The sequence below is a fragment of the Burkholderia sp. HI2761 genome (assembly GCF_002223355.1).
Taxonomy (GTDB): domain Bacteria; phylum Pseudomonadota; class Gammaproteobacteria; order Burkholderiales; family Burkholderiaceae; genus Burkholderia.
This window is the reverse complement of record NZ_NKFN01000004.1, coordinates 1,881,863-1,897,024: the sequence shown is the minus strand read 5'-3', so window position 1 is coordinate 1,897,024 and position 15,162 is coordinate 1,881,863. Positions and strand designations below refer to the sequence as shown.

Sequence of the window (15,162 nt, the reverse complement as noted above, 5' to 3'; positions counted from 1 at the left end):
CGATGCCCGTTGGCGCTTTAGCGCTTACGGACATCGAGCGTCGAGTGCAAGGCACTCGACGTACGACGGTTGAAGTACCGCGTACGTGTGAGATACAGCTCACAACCCAAAATTACTGCTTCTTCCCGGATTGGTTCTGTTGGCCACGCCAGCAGAACAACCCCCTTTGCCTGATGACCATAGCGAGTCGGTCCCACCCCTTCCCATCCCGAACAGGACCGTGAAACGACTCTACGCCGATGATAGTGCGGATTCCCGTGTGAAAGTAGGTAATCGTCAGGCTCCCTAAGCCAGAAACCCCCGCCCGAACAGGCGGGGGTTTTTGCATTTCGGCACCTCCAAAAGCACAGCGAAGCGCACCCATTCCTCGTAACCCTACAACGTGCGCGCCAGATCCCTCATCTGCATCCCTGCCGCCAAGCCTTCCCCCGGAACGAAGCCCCGCGATTTGATACGATCGAAGTGTCGTCGACGAGGGGATCCGTCGACATTCGTGTTCGAAACCAGGGCTTGATGAAGAGGGCGGGGGAATGAATATCGGCGATGCATCGCGCGAATCCGGAGTCAGCGCGAAAATGATCCGGTACTACGAACAGGTCGGCCTTCTTGCGCCGAGCAAGCGTACCGATGCCGGTTACCGGATCTACGGCGCGGACGAAATCCATATCCTGCGGTTCATCCGTCAGGCACGACGGCTTGGCTTTCTCGTCGAGGATATTCGCAAGTTGCTAATGCTCTGGCAGGACCGCTCGCGCGCCAGCGCCGAAGTGAAATCGATCGCGCTCGAGCACGTGGCCGAACTCGACAAACGCATCGCGGAGCTGAGCGACATGCGCGACACGCTGGCCGATCTGGCCGCGCACTGCCATGGTGACGGTCGGCCTGAATGCCCGATTTTGGCGCGTCTGGCCGATCCCGTCGGTGAACCAAATTAGTGCGTGCCCTCGGACCTCAAAACGGGCTTCGACTCAATCTCGTTAAAAATCAATCGGTTAGGGTCGGTCTTCTCGTCTCCATTCCGAATTGGAATGGTCTTCATGCAAGTTTTTCACTGGCATCTTGGTGCGGCGTCGCTATAATTCGGGATAACCCTATACGGGAAATCCCTGAATCTCGATTCACCAGGGGTCCCTCTTCCTTGGAGAACGTCATGATCGCCTACATCGTCGAAAAGCTGAGCAACTGGTTCGAATCCGCAGAACGTGAGCGCCGTGAGGCTTACCTCGCCACGTCGTCGGACATCGTCCAGCTCGAGAGCCGCATCCGCTCGCTCGAAACCAACGGCTACTCGCTGTAATCGGAGTCACCGTCAGGTGCCGAGCGGCACCGAACGATAAGCAAGCCCCGTATTGACGGGGCTTTGTTTTTTTGTGCGCCGGATCTGGCGAAATCGTCGGTGCAGCGCTATGGTATGGACCTGCTTTTCATCCTGAAGGACACGATCATGCGTTTGCGTGTCGATGTGCGTCGCAATACCCGCGCGCGTCTCGTTCTGGGCGCCGCCGTGCTCGTTCATGCCCTCGCGGCCGCTGCCGCGACGTCGTCCAGGCCGCTCGTTCTCGATACGCAGCGCGGTATCCAGGACGGCAAGGGCGGATTGATGTTGCAGACGGCGCCGTTGTCCCCGGAGCCGATCGTCGAGCCTGCGGGCATGCGGGCTCCGGCCGGGCAGGCGCCGAACACGTCGGTTCCGCTGTTCGTCGCGCCGTATATCAATGTTCCCGCCTGGGGCGGGCAGCCGGCCAACCAGCCGAGGCTCGCGCCGAGACCCCAGCCGTAACGACCCGTCGCCCGATTAGTTTCCGCGGTGCTCGATTTGATAGCGGGCGCCGCCGTCCTGTCCCAGCTTCTCCACCAGGTACGGCAACACCTCCTTCATGCTCTGGGCGAGCGTATACGGAGGATTCAGGATGAATATCCCGCTGCCGTAGAGGCCCAGCCCGTCGGTCGGCGGATTCGACACCGTCAGCGTCAGGTGCAGCCAGTTGTTCGGTTGGAGGCGCTTCAACTGTTCGGGAAAGCGCTGCGATTCCAGCCGCGTGACCTGCGGGTACCAGATTGCATAGCAGCCGGTCGCGAAACGCTTCAGGCATTCCGTCATGCAGCTCACCACGCGCGCGTAATCCTTCTTGTCCTCGTAGGACGGATCGATCAGTACGAGTGCACGTCGCGGCGGCGGCGGCAGCAGCGCCTTGATACCTTCGAAGCCGTCGCCGGCGAAGATCATCGCGCGTCGCCCCGCGTCGCGGAAATTATGGCGCAGCACATCGATTTCCGTCGTGTGCATTTCGAACAGGCGCATACGATCCTGCTCGCGCATCGACCGCCACGCGATGTACGGGGAGCCCGGGTAGAAGTGCAGTTCGCCGTCGTCGTTCAGCGCGCGGACTTCATCCACATAGTCGCCCAGCGCCTCCGGCAGGTTCTTTTCGTTCCACAGCCGGCCGATGCCGGTATCGAATTCCGACGTCTTCGCTGCATAACCGTCGCGCAGCGAGTACACGCCGCCGCCTGCGTGCGTATCGATGTACCAGTACGATTTGTCTTTGTTGTTCAGGTAGCGCAGCAGCTGGACGACGACGGCGTGCTTGAGCACGTCCGCGTGGTTGCCTGCGTGAAAACCGTGACGATAACTGAGCATGGCGGGCTGCCTGAAACGAAAGGTGAATCGATGAAAGCGGTCGATCGTGCGCGGCCGTCGGGCCGGGTGCCGATGCGGCCGCGTATTGTACGCGAGTGGCCGCGCGCCGCCTTACTCGTATGCGTCGCCGACCACTGCCTCGATGCGTTGCTTCACATCCGGCGTCAGCTTCGCGGCCACGTCGAGCGCGCGCATGTTGTCGCCGATCTGGTCGATTCGCGATGCGCCGGTGATGACCGAACTCACGCGTGGATTCGCGAGCACCCATGCGATTGCCAATTGGCCGGTGCTGCAGCCGAGTTCGGCGGCGATCTCGCCGAGCTGTTCGACGATGTCGTTGGCGGCCGGATCGGTCAGGCGTTCGCGCATCCAGTCGTAGCCCTGCAACTGCGCGCGGCTGCCGGCCGGCACGCCGTTGCGGTATTTGCCGGTGAGCAGCCCCGACGCCAGCGGGCTCCAGGTCGTGAGGCCGAGACCGTAATCGTCGTAGAGCCGCGCATATTCCTGTTCGACCCGGGTGCGATGGAACAGGTTGTACTGCGGCTGTTCGACGACCGGCTTGTGCAGATGATGCCGCTCGGCGATCTCGCATGCCGCGCGGATCTCGTCGGCGCTCCATTCCGACGTGCCCCAGTACAGCGCCTTGCCGCGCACGATCATGTCGCTCATCGCCCAGACGGTTTCCTCGATCGGCGTATGCGGATCGGGGCGATGGCAATAGACGAGGTCGACATAGTCGAGCTGCAGCCGTCGCAGCGAGCCGTCGATCGCGTTCATCAGGTATTTGCGGTTCAGCGTGTGATACTGGTTCGGAGCTTCCGCGAGCCCCCAGAAGAACTTCGTGGACACGATATAGCTGACGCGTGGCCAGTCGAGCGATTTGAGCGCGTGGCCCATGATTTCCTCGGATTTGCCGCCGGCATAGACTTCGGCGTTGTCGAAGAAATTGACGCCCGCATCGCGGGCCGCGGCGAGGCATTCGCGCGCGACCCGCTGGTCGACCTGGTTGCCGTAGGTCACCCACGACCCGAGGGAAAGCTCGCTGATCTGCAGGCCGGAACGGCCTAGCCGTCGATAGTGCATGAGAATCTCCTGCTGAACGGAATCGACCTTAAGCTTAGACGTTTTGCACGCGAGCGGCGGGGCCGATCGTGCACAATGGCGGCTGGCACGCCGATACGATTTCGCGACGAGCGCGGATGCGGCGGGCGCGTGTTTTATCGATCCGATAACGGGAGGAGACGGACATGGCAGCAGATCTGAGCGGCAAGACCGCAGTCGTCACGGGCGCCGCGAGCGGCATCGGCAAGGAAATCGCGCTGGAGCTGGCCAAGGCAGGCGCGGCCGTCGCGATCGCCGACCTGAACCAGGACGGCGCGAACGCGGTCGCCGACGAGATCAACAAGGCAGGCGGCAAGGCGATCGGCGTCGCGATGGACGTGACCAGCGAGGAAGCCGTGAACAGCGGCATCGACAAGGTGGCCGAAGCGTTCGGCTCGGTCGACATCCTCGTGTCGAACGCCGGCATCCAGATCGTCAACCCGATCGAGAACTATTCGTTCTCCGACTGGAAGAAGATGCAGGCGATCCACGTGGACGGCGCGTTCCTGACGACGAAGGCCGCGCTCAAGCACATGTACAAGGACGATCGCGGCGGCGTCGTGATCTACATGGGCTCGGTGCACTCGCACGAAGCGTCGCCGCTGAAATCGGCGTACGTGACGGCCAAGCACGGGCTGCTGGGCCTGGCGCGCGTGCTGGCGAAGGAAGGCGCGAAGCACAACGTGCGCTCGCACGTCGTGTGTCCGGGCTTCGTGCGCACGCCGCTGGTCGACAAGCAGATTCCGGAGCAGGCGAAGGAGCTCGGGATCAGCGAAGAGGAAGTGATCAAGAAGGTGATGCTCGGCAACACGGTCGACGGCGTGTTCACGACGGTGCAGGACGTCGCGCAGACGGTGCTGTTCCTGTCGGCATTCCCGAGCGCCGCGCTCACGGGTCAGTCGTTCATCGTCAGCCACGGCTGGTTCATGCAGTAAGGCGGGGCGGGCGGTGCGGCCGCCCGTGGCGCCGAGCGGCACAAAAAAACGCGCTCCATGGAGCGCGTTTTTCATGTCGGCAGGGCGAGCCCGGTGACGGCTGCCGCCCGGCGCCGCTTTACTTCAGGACCGCTGCGACCGCATTGGCGACCGCGTCGAGGTTGCGCGTGTTCAGCGCGGCGACGCAGATACGACCCGTGCCGACCGCATAGATGCCGAACTCGTCGCGCAGGCGATCGACTTGTGCCGAGGTCAGGCCCGAATACGAGAACATCCCGCGCTGCGCGTTGATGAAGCTGAAATCGCGATCGACCCCGCTCGTCTTCAGGCGCTCGACGAGACCGTTGCGCATCGCGCGGATACGGTCGCGCATTTCGCCGAGTTCCTGCACCCACGCAGCATGCAGTTCCGGCGACGCGAGCACCGCTGCGACCACCGCACCGCCGTGGGTCGGCGGGTTCGAGTAGTTCGTGCGGATCACGCGCTTCAGTTGCGACAGCACGCGCGTGGCCTCTTCCTTGCTCGAGGTGATGATCGACAGCGCGCCGACGCGCTCGCCGTACAGCGAGAACGACTTCGAGAACGACGACGATACGAACGCGTTCAGGTCGGCTGCGGCAAACAGGCGCACGGCGGCGGCATCGGCTTCGATGTTCTCGCCGAAGCCCTGGTAGGCCATGTCGAGGAACGGCACGAGGTTGCGCGCCTTCACGACGTCGACGACCTGTTGCCACTGCGCTTCGGTCAGGTCCACGCCGGTCGGATTGTGGCAGCACGCATGCAGCACGACGACCGTGCCGGCCGCGTAGCTGTTCAGCGCCGACAGCATGCCTTCGAAATTCACGCCGTTGGTGGCCGCGTCGTAGTACGGATATGCGACGACCTCGAAGCCGGCCGCTTCGAACAGCGCGCGGTGGTTTTCCCAGCTCGGATCGCTGATCGCGACCTTCACGTTCGGATTCACGGTGCGCAGGAAATCGGCGCCGATCTTCAGCGCGCCCGTGCCGCCCAGTGCCTGGGCCGTGACCACGCGGCCCGCCGCGATCAGCGGCGAGTCGTTGCCGAGCAGCAGCTTCTGCACGGCCGCATCGTAGGCGGCGATCCCGTCGATCGGCAGGTAACCGCGCGGCAGGCCGGCCTCGACACGCGCCTTCTCCGCGTCGCGAACCGCGCGCAGCAGCGGAATCTTGCCGTCTTCGTTCGTGTACACGCCGACGCCGAGGTTGACCTTGGTCGGACGCGCATCGGCGTTGAAGGCTTCGTTCAGGCCCAGGATCGGGTCGCGGGGAGCAAGCTGGACAGCGGAGAAGAGCGACATGATGATTCGGCAGTAGTGAAAAGAGGGTCAGGCTTTCAGCCGGCGGGACGGGCGTCGTGGAACGCGCCGACGGGGCGACGCCGGAAAGCGCAGCAGCCTGATATTGTAGCGAATTCGCGCTGGCGGGGGCGGTGATTCCGTCGCGATCGGGGCGGCGAATCGTGAATTCGGGCGGCCGTCGCGCGTCAGGAGCCGACAGCAGTTCGCGCGGCCGCGAAGCGCTAGAATGCTTTCTTTGCCCTTGCTCCGGCCGCACTCCATGTCCGAACATCATGCCGAAGTCGGCGACGCGCTCGACGAATCCAAATTCGTCACTTTCGAAGGGTCGCCGTTCCAGCTTTACCAGCCCTATCCGCCCGCGGGCGACCAGCCGACCGCGATCGACACGCTCGTCGAAGGCGTCGGCGACGGCCTTGCCTTCCAGACGCTGCTCGGCGTGACCGGTTCGGGCAAGACCTTCACGATGGCCAACACGATCGCGCGGCTCGGCCGCCCGGCGATCGTGTTCGCGCCGAACAAGACGCTCGCGGCCCAGCTTTACGCGGAGTTCCGCGAGTTCTTCCCGCGCAACGCGGTCGAGTACTTCGTCTCGTACTACGACTACTACCAGCCCGAGGCCTACGTGCCGCAGCGCGACCTGTTCATCGAGAAGGACTCGTCGATCAACGAGCACATCGAGCAGATGCGGCTGTCGGCGACGAAGAGCCTGATGGAGCGTCGCGACGTGGTGATCGTCGCGACGGTGTCGGCGATCTACGGTATCGGCAATCCGTCCGAGTACCACCAGATGATCCTGACGCTGCGCGCCGGCGACAAGCTCGGCCAGCGCGACGTGATCGCGCGGCTGATCGCGATGCAATACACGCGCAACGAGCAGGATTTCCAGCGCGGCACGTTCCGCGTGCGCGGCGACACGATCGACATCTTCCCGGCCGAACACGCGGAAATGGCCGTGCGCGTCGAGCTGTTCGACGACGAAGTCGAGACGCTGCAGCTGTTCGACCCGCTGACCGGGCGCGTGCGGCAGAAGATTCCGCGTTTCACCGTGTATCCGTCGTCGCACTACGTGACGCCGCGCGACACCGTGATGCGTGCGGTCGAGACGATCAAGGACGAATTGCGCGAACGGCTCGAGTTCTTCCATCGCGACGGCAAGCTCGTCGAGGCGCAGCGCCTCGAGCAGCGCACGCGCTTCGATCTCGAGATGCTGCAGGAGCTCGGCTTCTGCAAGGGCATCGAGAACTATTCGCGGCATTTCTCGGGCGCGGCGCCCGGCGATCCGCCGCCGACGCTCGTCGACTACCTGCCGCCCGATGCGCTGATGCTGCTCGATGAGTCGCACGTGCTGATCGGCCAGCTGAACGGCATGTACAACGGCGACCGCGCGCGCAAGGAAAACCTCGTCAATTACGGGTTCCGCCTGCCGTCGGCGCTCGACAACCGGCCGCTGAAGTTCCCCGAGTTCGAGCGCAAGATGCGCCAGGTCGTATTCGTGTCGGCCACGCCGGCCGACTACGAGAAACGCGTGACGGGGCAGATCGCCGAGCAGGTCGTGCGACCGACGGGCCTCGTCGATCCGGAAATCGAAGTGCGGCCGGCGAGCTCGCAGGTCGACGACGTGCTGACCGAGATCAACGCGCGCGTGAAGGCCGGCGAGCGCGTGCTGATCACCGTGCTGACGAAGCGCATGGCCGAACAGCTGACCGAGTTCCTGGCCGACCATGGCGTCAAGGTGCGTTATCTGCACAGCGACATCGATACGGTCGAGCGCGTCGAGATCATCCGCGACCTGCGGCTCGGCACCTTCGACGTGCTGGTCGGGATCAACCTGCTGCGCGAGGGCCTCGACATTCCCGAAGTGTCGCTCGTCGCGATCCTCGACGCGGACAAGGAAGGCTTCCTGCGCGCCGAGCGCTCGCTGATCCAGACGATCGGCCGCGCCGCGCGGAACGTGAACGGCAAGGCGATCCTCTACGCGGACAACATGACCGAGTCGATGAAGCGCGCGATCGGCGAAACCGAGCGGCGCCGCGCGAAGCAGATCGCCCACAACGAAAAGATGGGCATCACGCCGCGCGGCGTCGTGAAGCGCATCAAGGACATCATCGACGGCGTCTACAACGCCGACGACGCGCGCGCGGAGCTGAAGGAGGCGCAGCAGCGCGCGAAATTCGAGGACATGTCGGAAAAGCAACTCGCGAAGGAAATCAAGCGTCTCGAGAAGCAGATGGCCGACTACGCGAAGAACCTCGAATTCGAGAAGGCCGCCGCGACCCGCGACCAGCTTGCCGTGCTGCGCGAACGCGTGTTCGGCGCGAACGTCGGCGACCACATCAGCGGCGGCCGGTAAATCTTTCCAAGCGTCACTGAATCCTTTTGGTAAAGCGCCTGTAAGCCTTGTCGTATCAGGGGTTTACAGCGCTCTCCGTTTGTTCCGAAACGGGTTCGGTGCTAAACTCCCCATGTATTGAGAATAGTTCGCATTAACGTTCTTCGTCGCGTTAGTGTTTCCAGCGGGCGGCCCCGGCGGCGGCTCGCATGTCGTCAAGATAGTCAGAAATAACAAGGAGTGTCCATGTTGGGTTCTTCGTTCATCCGCACGACGGTTGCGGTAGCGGCGGCGCTGGCCGCGATGTCGGCCTCGGCGGCCGAGTATCCGATCGGCAAGCAGCAGATCCAGGGCGGCATGGAAATCGGCGCGGTGTATCTGCAGCCGATCACGATGGACCCGGAAGGCATGATGCGCAAGGCGTCGGATTCCGACATCCACCTCGAGGCCGACATCCATGCGGTCAAGAACAACCCGACCGGTTTCGCGGAAGGCGACTGGATGCCGTACCTGCAGGTCACGTACAAGCTGACGAAGCAGGGCGACACGAAGTGGAAGGCCGAGGGCGACCTGATGGGCATGGTCGCGAGCGACGGCCCGCACTACGGCGACAACGTGAAGCTCGCCGGCCCGGGCAAGTATCACCTGACGATGGTCGTCAAGCCGCCGATGCAGTCGGGTCACATGGCGTTCGGTCGCCACGTCGACAAGGAAACGGGCGTGGGCCCGTGGTTCAAGCCCATCACGCTCGAATACGACTTCCCGTTCGCCGGTATCGGCAAGAAGGGCGGTTACTGATCGGTGGCATCACGAACGGCGCGCTTCGGCGCGCCGTCGGCGTAGAGAACCCAGAATGAAAATTCCCCAGAAAATCGTTGCCGCAGCCGCTGCGCTGTGGCTTGCCGGCGCGGCGTATGCGGCCGATCTGCCGACGTTCAAGCTCGAGATGACGGATGGCAAGCTGAATCCCGCCCGCATCGAAGTGCCGGCCGGTCAGCGTTTCAAGATCGAGATCAGGAACACCGGCAAGGGCGCCGCCGAATTCGAGAGCGTGCAGTTGCGCAAGGAGAAGGTGCTTGCGCCGGGCGCCGATTCGTTCGTGGTCGTCGCCCCGCTGTCGCCGGGCGAATACAAGTTTTTCGACGATTTTCACCAGCAGGCACAGGGCGTGATCGTCGCGAAGTAACGCGTTTTATCTGCGCGCGGGCGTACCAGTCCCTCGCCCCGCGCGTCAGGAGGTATCGATGGGTCAGATCTTGTTCATCGTCTGGCGGGAGAGCGTCGAAGCGCTGCTCGTCGTCGGCATTCTCTATGCATGGCTGAAAAACGGCGACGACGACGCGCGCCGCGGCCTGCCTTTCCTCTGGGCCGGCGTGGGCGTCGGTCTGCTGATGGCCGTCGGCCTCGGCGCGGCGCTGGTCGGGTTTACCGAAGTGTTGTCCGGCGACGCGCAGGACTATTTCCAGACGGCGATGGTGCTGATCGCGTGCGTGCTGATCGTGCAGATGGTGCTGTGGATGCGCCGGCACGGCCGCACGCTGAAGCGCGACATGGAGCAGTCGCTGCAGCAAAGCACGCGCGACTCGAACTGGTGGGGCGTCGCCGTGCTGGTCGCGCTCGCGATCGCGCGCGAAGGCAGCGAGACGGTGATCTTCCTGTACGGCCTCGGTTTCGGCCAGTCGGGCCATGTCGACGGCAGCCAGATGCTCGCGGTCGTGATCGGTCTCGGCCTCGCGTTCCTCACGTTCTATCTGCTGCAGCTCGGCGGCAAGTATTTCTCGTGGCGGCATTTCTTCCGCGTCACCGAGGTGATGCTGCTGTTTCTCGGCGCGGGCCTGTTCCAGACCGGCGTCGACAAGCTGATCGACAAGGAAATCCTGCCGCTCGGCATCTCGCAGGTGTGGGATACGTCCGCGATCCTCGATGATTCGGGCACGTTCGGTTCGCTCGTCGCGACGCTGACGGGCTATCGCGCGCACCCGGCGCTGACCAACCTGGTGGCGTATGCGGTGTACTGGGCGGTGGTCTGGCTGCTGATGAAGCGCGCGAGCCGCCGCCCGGCCGTTGCAGCGGGTCGCGCGGCATGAGCGTTGTCGCCGCCGTCAAGCCGGGCCTGCTCGCGCAGGCCGGCCAGTGGATGCAGCGCCACGGTGCGCTGATCCGCGGTATCCAGTGGATCGTCGTCGCCGTCTACGCGTTCCTGATCATCGTGCCGGCGGTGTTGCCGCTGCCGGACGATTCCGCGCACCTGTGGAACAACCTCACGCTCATCGCGCAGTTCGCGTTCTGGGGCATCTGGTGGCCGTTCGTGCTGCTGTCGATGGTGATGCTCGGCCGTGTCTGGTGCGGTGTGCTGTGCCCGGAGGGCGCCCTCACCGAATACGCGAGCAAGTTCGGCCGCGGCGGCCCGATTCCGCGCTGGATCCGATGGGGCGGCTGGCCGTTCGTCGCGTTCGGCATCACGACGATCTACGGGCAGATGGTGAGCGTGTACCAGTACCCGCTCGCGGTGCTGTTCGTGCTCGGCGGCTCGACCGTCGGCGCGATCGTGATCGGCCTGCTGTACGGCCGCGAGAAACGCGTGTGGTGCAAGTATCTGTGTCCGGTCAACGGCGTGTTCGGGCTGCTCGCACGGCTCGCGCCGATGCGCTACAAGGTCGACGAGGAGGCGTGGCGCCGTTCGTACAAGAACGGCGAGCACGGCCATCGCGTGATTCCGATCAACTGCGCGCCGCTCGTGCCGTTGCGCAACATGAAGGGCGCGGCGGCCTGCCATATGTGCGGCCGCTGCAGCGGGCACCGCGACGCGATTTCGCTGTCGCTGCGTTCGCCGTCCGACGAAGTCGTGAACCTCGGCGCGGAGCAGGCGAACCCGTGGGACACCGCGCTGATCCTGTACGGCCTGCTCGGCGTGGCGATCGGCGCGTTCCACTGGACCGTCAGCCCCTGGTTCGTGCAGATCAAGCAATGGCTCGCGGGCTGGCTGATCGACCACGACATCACGTGGCCGCTCGAGACCAATGCGCCGTGGTTCCTGCTCACGCACTATCCGGATCGCAACGACGTGTTCTCCTGGCTCGATGGCGGGCTGGTCGTCAGCTACATCGTCGGCACGGGGCTCGTGTACGGCACGGCGCTGCTGGTGTTGCTGGCCGGCGCCACGCTGATGCTCGGCCGCTTCGATCGCGTGCGCCTGCATCACCTGGCGCAGGCGCTGATCCCGATCGCCGGCGCGGGCGTGTTCCTCGGGCTGTCGGCCACGACGCTGTCGTTGCTGCGCGCCGAGCATGTGCCGCTCGGCTGGGCAACCGATGTGCGCATCGCGATTCTGGTCGGCGCCAACGTATGGAGCGCGTGGCTCGCATGGAAGGTGACGGGGCGCTATGCGGCGTGGCCGCGCCGGCTCGCGGCATTCGCGTGGTTCGCCGTCGGGCTGGCCGTCGTCGACAGCGCATGGTGGTTGATGTTCTGGGGGTTCTGAAGCAGCGGACATGCTGAAGCGGCGCGCATGCCGCTTCTCGCTGCCGCGCAGTGACGGCAACAACGACACCCGGGCGACGTGCTTCGCGCATTGGCTGCCCAAACAAAAAAGCGACACGTCTTTCGACGCGTCGCTTTTTTTTCTTCCTTGTGCGAGAACCAAAAAAGTGGCTTGGCTTGCTGCAACGGCTGCTTGAGTGTGTTTGCACGAAGGGGTCTAGATCTCGCGTGCAAGCCGTTCCGCTGGCTACTGCCCAACACCTCTCAGGGAGGTGGTCCCCACAATACTCGGTCGTTACTTCGTCAGGATCAGTTTGCCGAGCCGCGTGGCGCGCAACTGATAAGTCTCTCCGTTATGCGCGATGCTGACGTGGCTTTGGCCTTGCAGCAGCGCATCGCTGTTGACGACCCGCGTGCCTGCATCGCGGTGGCCGGCGGGTTTCGCCGGCGTGGTGACCGCTGCCGTCTTTTGACGGCTGCTGGCTGCTGTGCTGGTGGTGCGGCGCAGGGTCAGCGTGGTCGGGCGCATGGTGTCGGTCATTCGGTTTGATCGGTGACTGTCGATACGATGGAATGAATTCTAAATGATAACTATTCCCATTTACAAAAACTCTTTATCGATCGAAATGCCGGCGCTGATAGTTTGAATCAAAAAGGGCGGCCCGCAGGCCGCCACCGGTTCAGTGCAGCGGATCGGGATCCTTGCGACCCTGCGCGTATTCGCGGATCAGGCGAACGGTGTCGATATCCGACGTGCGGTACGCCTCCTTGACGATCCCGTGCGTCTGTCGCGCTTCTTCGCTGTCGTCCGTGACCGTCAGCGTCGTGCGGTACTCGAAACGCAGGAACAGCTCGTGGTCGTCGCGCTCCTCGATCGTCATCGTCAGCGAGCCGCCGATCTCGCCGTCGGCCGCGCGGATGTCGTAGCGGACCTGCTGGTTCGGCGTGAACGTCACGTGGTCGCGCACGGTCGCGTGGCCGTAATGCAGTTCGCGTTCGAGCGTCGTGTCCGTCCGTTCGTGAATGGTGCAGCTGTCGAGGCCGATCACGAACAGTTGCGGCTGTTCCGCACGCAGCACGAGACCTTCCCAGAGCTGGTCGCGGGTGAGGGGCGTCACGGCCGGATCGTCGGAGTTGATCTGGATCAGATGTTCGAAGTTCAAGGTGACGGGTTCCTTCTGGCGGGCGCGCGGCCACATGGTTCAAAAACTTATTGTGACGCAAAACCACCGGCTTCGCGGCACCTGCGCCCCGATCCGATTTACGTTTCGATGCGCCCCATGCGACCGGTCTGGTAGTCGACGACGGCCTGCCGGATCTCTTCCTCGGTATTCATCACGAACGGGCCGTAACGGACGATCGGCTCGTTGAGCGGCACACCGCCGATCAGCAGCAGCTCGAGCGACGTGTCGCCGGCAGCGAACGTGACGGTGTCGCCGTCGTCGCCGTAGACGATCATGTGTCGTGCGTCGACAGCCTGCTCGTCAGGCCCGTAGAGGCCCGTTCCGTCGATGGGATAGGCAAACACGCGATAACCGGCCGGCACGGGCTGCGTGACCGCCGCGCCGGGCTCCAGCGTGAAGTGCTGATAGAGGATCGGCGTGCGCGTCTCGATCGCGGCCCGTACGCCGAATGCTTCGCCTGCGATGACGCGCACGCGCGCGCGGCCGTCCGGCGACGTCGCGGTCGGAATGCGGGCAGCCGGGATCTCCTGGTAACGCGGCGCGATCATTTTGTCGCGGCGCGGCAGGTTGACCCACAGCTGGAAGCCGTGGGAGCGGCCGCCTGCCTGAGCGAACGCCGGGTCCGGCATCTCGCTGTGCACGACGCCGGCGCCGGCCGTCATCCACTGCACGTCGCCGGGGCCGAGCGTGCCGGCATGGCCGGACGAGTCGCGATGGCGGAAGCGTCCATCGAGGGCGTAGGTCACGGTTTCGAAGCCACGATGCGGATGGTCGGGCGCACCCACGGCTTCACCGGGGGCGTAGTCGACGGGGCCCATTTCATCGAGCAGCAGGAACGGATCGAAATCCATCAGCAGCCGCGTCGGGAACGGGCGGTGAACCACGAAACCGCCGCCTTCGGTGGTGCGAAGCGCGGGGTAGGTGCGATCAAGCGAGCGAGCGGTGGTCATGGGAAGCCCTCGAAATCATCGGAATAGCGTCATTTTTGAAACATAGCGCTATTATATTGGGCGTTTTACCGTTCGATTCGCGGCGGTTCGCAATGGATTGTTCTGAAATTGGAACGATGAGATGAATATCGATGCACATAACCTGAACGACCTGATGTACTTCTCGCAGGTCGTCGAACATGGCGGCTTCTCGGCCGCCGAGCGCGTGCTGGGCATCTCGAAATCGCGTCTGTCGCGGCGCCTGACCGAGCTCGAGGCGGCGCTCGGCGTGCGCCTGCTGCAGCGTTCGACGCGCAAGCTCGCACTGACCGAGGCGGGGGAGCTGTTCTACCAGCATTGTCAGGCGATGCTTGCCGAAGCGAGGGCCGCGATGAACGCGGTGCAGCAGTTGCGCGCGTCGCCGCGCGGCTCGGTGCGCGTCAGCGTGCCGGTGACGCTGTCGCAGACGATGCTGTCGCGCATCCTGCCCGAATTCCTGCGCCGCTATCCCGAGGTGAAGGTGCATGTGCGCGTGACGAATCGCGTGATCGACCTGTTCGAGGATTCGATCGACGTCGCGTTGCGCGTGCGCTCGGAGCCGCCGCAGAACGCCAACATCGTCGTGCGACCGCTGTGGCGCACCGAGCAGATGCTGGTCGGGGCGCCGAGCCTGCTGAGCCAGAATGCGCCGCCGCTGGCGCCGGATGACCTGACCGGCTTCGAGACGCTCGATACGCCGAGCGTCGACGGCCGGCACGTATTCAACCTGATCGCGCCGGACGGAACGCGCCACGTGCACGAGCATGATCCACGGCTCGTGACGGCCGACCTGATGACGATCCGCGAGGCCGTGCTCGATGGCCTCGGCATCGCGGCGCTGCCGGAGATGATGTACGGCAACGCGCTGCGCGCGGGGCAACTGTCGCCCGTGATGCCCGGCTGGACGCTGCCGGTGCCGCAGCTGTATGCGGTGTTCGTATCGCGGCAGGGGATGCCGCCCGCGGTACGTGCGTTCGTCGATTACCTGGTCGAGAAGCTCGACCATGGCGCGTACAAGGAGCCGGGTTGCCCGGAGCGCGCGAAGAAGGAAGCGGCGGCCGATATTTCGGCGACCTGAACACGGCGCCCACGACGACGCAAATTTGTTTTGTCATTGAAGCGTCGCCTGCAATCGCAAGTTTCAATCGCCGGAACCTTGAATGCGCGCGCGGGCGGGCCTATATTGAAATCCCATTTCGCGAAGGA

Annotated in this window: 17 protein-coding genes and 1 rRNA gene; 12 read left to right on the top strand and 6 right to left on the bottom strand. The window is 64.2% G+C overall.

The window, feature by feature from the left end:
* Positions 1 to 169 precede the first annotated feature (169 nt).
* The 4 genes from rrf (at position 170) to CFB46_RS15700 (ending at position 1,780) form a co-directional block, all read left to right on the top strand.
* Positions 170 to 282, top strand: a 5S ribosomal RNA gene (gene rrf / locus CFB46_RS15715).
* Between the two features lie 248 nt (positions 283 to 530).
* Positions 531 to 935 (top strand): Cu(I)-responsive transcriptional regulator, encoded by a 405-nt coding sequence (gene cueR, locus CFB46_RS15710; RefSeq protein WP_027784959.1) that lies wholly within the window; start codon positions 531 to 533, stop codon positions 933 to 935.
* A gap of 215 nt (positions 936 to 1,150) precedes the next feature.
* Positions 1,151 to 1,297, top strand: coding sequence for a DUF3563 family protein (locus CFB46_RS15705; RefSeq protein ID WP_006478295.1), 147 nt, complete (start codon positions 1,151 to 1,153; stop codon positions 1,295 to 1,297).
* A 114-nt stretch (positions 1,298 to 1,411) separates the two neighbouring features.
* Positions 1,412 to 1,780 carry a hypothetical protein gene (locus CFB46_RS15700; protein WP_027784958.1) on the top strand — a complete coding sequence of 123 codons (369 nt, stop codon included), beginning with the start codon at positions 1,412 to 1,414 and terminating at the stop codon, positions 1,778 to 1,780.
* 15 nt (positions 1,781 to 1,795) lie between these two features.
* Here CFB46_RS15700 and CFB46_RS15695 read toward each other — a convergent pair whose 3' ends face one another.
* Both CFB46_RS15695 and CFB46_RS15690 read right to left on the bottom strand, forming a co-directional pair.
* On the bottom strand, positions 1,796 to 2,641 hold the full coding sequence (locus CFB46_RS15695) for a 23S rRNA (adenine(2030)-N(6))-methyltransferase RlmJ (RefSeq protein WP_089500361.1): 846 nt from the start codon (positions 2,639 to 2,641) through the stop codon (positions 1,796 to 1,798).
* A 111-nt stretch (positions 2,642 to 2,752) separates the two neighbouring features.
* On the bottom strand, positions 2,753 to 3,724 hold the full coding sequence (locus CFB46_RS15690; RefSeq protein ID WP_089500360.1) for a potassium channel beta subunit family protein: 972 nt from the start codon (positions 3,722 to 3,724) through the stop codon (positions 2,753 to 2,755).
* A gap of 164 nt (positions 3,725 to 3,888) precedes the next feature.
* Here CFB46_RS15690 and CFB46_RS15685 point away from each other — a divergent pair, with 164 nt between their 5' ends.
* On the top strand, positions 3,889 to 4,677 hold the full coding sequence (locus CFB46_RS15685) for a 3-hydroxybutyrate dehydrogenase (protein WP_089500359.1): 789 nt from the start codon (positions 3,889 to 3,891) through the stop codon (positions 4,675 to 4,677).
* A 118-nt stretch (positions 4,678 to 4,795) separates the two neighbouring features.
* Here the strand turns inward: CFB46_RS15685 and CFB46_RS15680 are convergent, their stop codons facing one another.
* On the bottom strand, positions 4,796 to 5,995 hold the full coding sequence (locus tag CFB46_RS15680) for an amino acid aminotransferase (protein ID WP_089500358.1): 1,200 nt from the start codon (positions 5,993 to 5,995) through the stop codon (positions 4,796 to 4,798).
* Between the two features lie 259 nt (positions 5,996 to 6,254).
* On the opposite strand from CFB46_RS15680, the gene uvrB reads away from it, so the two are divergent.
* The 6 genes from uvrB (at position 6,255) to CFB46_RS35905 (ending at position 12,001) form a co-directional block, all read left to right on the top strand.
* Entirely contained in the window at positions 6,255 to 8,345 is a 2,091-nt protein-coding gene (gene uvrB / locus CFB46_RS15670) for an excinuclease ABC subunit UvrB (protein WP_027784953.1), read from the top strand.
* Between the two features lie 225 nt (positions 8,346 to 8,570).
* Complete coding sequence (locus tag CFB46_RS15665) at positions 8,571 to 9,122, top strand: iron transporter (RefSeq protein ID WP_006483880.1); 552 nt, start codon at positions 8,571 to 8,573, stop codon at positions 9,120 to 9,122.
* 55 nt (positions 9,123 to 9,177) lie between these two features.
* Positions 9,178 to 9,510, top strand: a complete 333-nt coding sequence (locus CFB46_RS15660) for a cupredoxin domain-containing protein (protein WP_059528363.1) — start codon at positions 9,178 to 9,180, stop codon at positions 9,508 to 9,510.
* A 58-nt stretch (positions 9,511 to 9,568) separates the two neighbouring features.
* On the top strand, positions 9,569 to 10,411 hold the full coding sequence (locus tag CFB46_RS15655) for an FTR1 family iron permease (RefSeq protein ID WP_027784952.1): 843 nt from the start codon (positions 9,569 to 9,571) through the stop codon (positions 10,409 to 10,411).
* A complete protein-coding gene (locus CFB46_RS15650; protein ID WP_027784951.1) occupies positions 10,408 to 11,805 on the top strand; it encodes a 4Fe-4S binding protein in 1,398 nt (465 codons plus the stop codon). The genes CFB46_RS15655 and CFB46_RS15650 overlap by 4 nt, the downstream gene beginning before the upstream one ends.
* A gap of 10 nt (positions 11,806 to 11,815) precedes the next feature.
* The gene (locus tag CFB46_RS35905; protein ID WP_179235069.1) at positions 11,816 to 12,001 is read left to right on the top strand and encodes a hypothetical protein; all 186 of its coding nucleotides are present in this window, start codon (positions 11,816 to 11,818) and stop codon (positions 11,999 to 12,001) included.
* A 98-nt stretch (positions 12,002 to 12,099) separates the two neighbouring features.
* Here CFB46_RS35905 and hemP read toward each other — a convergent pair whose 3' ends face one another.
* The 3 genes from hemP to CFB46_RS15630 form a co-directional block, all read right to left on the bottom strand.
* Positions 12,100 to 12,345 carry a hemin uptake protein HemP gene (gene hemP, locus CFB46_RS15640; protein WP_027784950.1) on the bottom strand — a complete coding sequence of 82 codons (246 nt, stop codon included), beginning with the start codon at positions 12,343 to 12,345 and terminating at the stop codon, positions 12,100 to 12,102.
* Between the two features lie 139 nt (positions 12,346 to 12,484).
* Positions 12,485 to 12,967: an SRPBCC family protein gene (locus CFB46_RS15635; protein WP_027784949.1), complete on the bottom strand. Its 483-nt coding sequence runs from the start codon at positions 12,965 to 12,967 to the stop codon at positions 12,485 to 12,487.
* 98 nt (positions 12,968 to 13,065) lie between these two features.
* Positions 13,066 to 13,938, bottom strand: a complete 873-nt coding sequence (locus CFB46_RS15630; protein WP_089500356.1) for a pirin family protein — start codon at positions 13,936 to 13,938, stop codon at positions 13,066 to 13,068.
* Between the two features lie 121 nt (positions 13,939 to 14,059).
* Here CFB46_RS15630 and CFB46_RS15625 point away from each other — a divergent pair, with 121 nt between their 5' ends.
* On the top strand, positions 14,060 to 15,034 hold the full coding sequence (locus CFB46_RS15625) for a LysR substrate-binding domain-containing protein (RefSeq protein WP_089500355.1): 975 nt from the start codon (positions 14,060 to 14,062) through the stop codon (positions 15,032 to 15,034).
* Positions 15,035 to 15,162 lie beyond the last annotated feature (128 nt).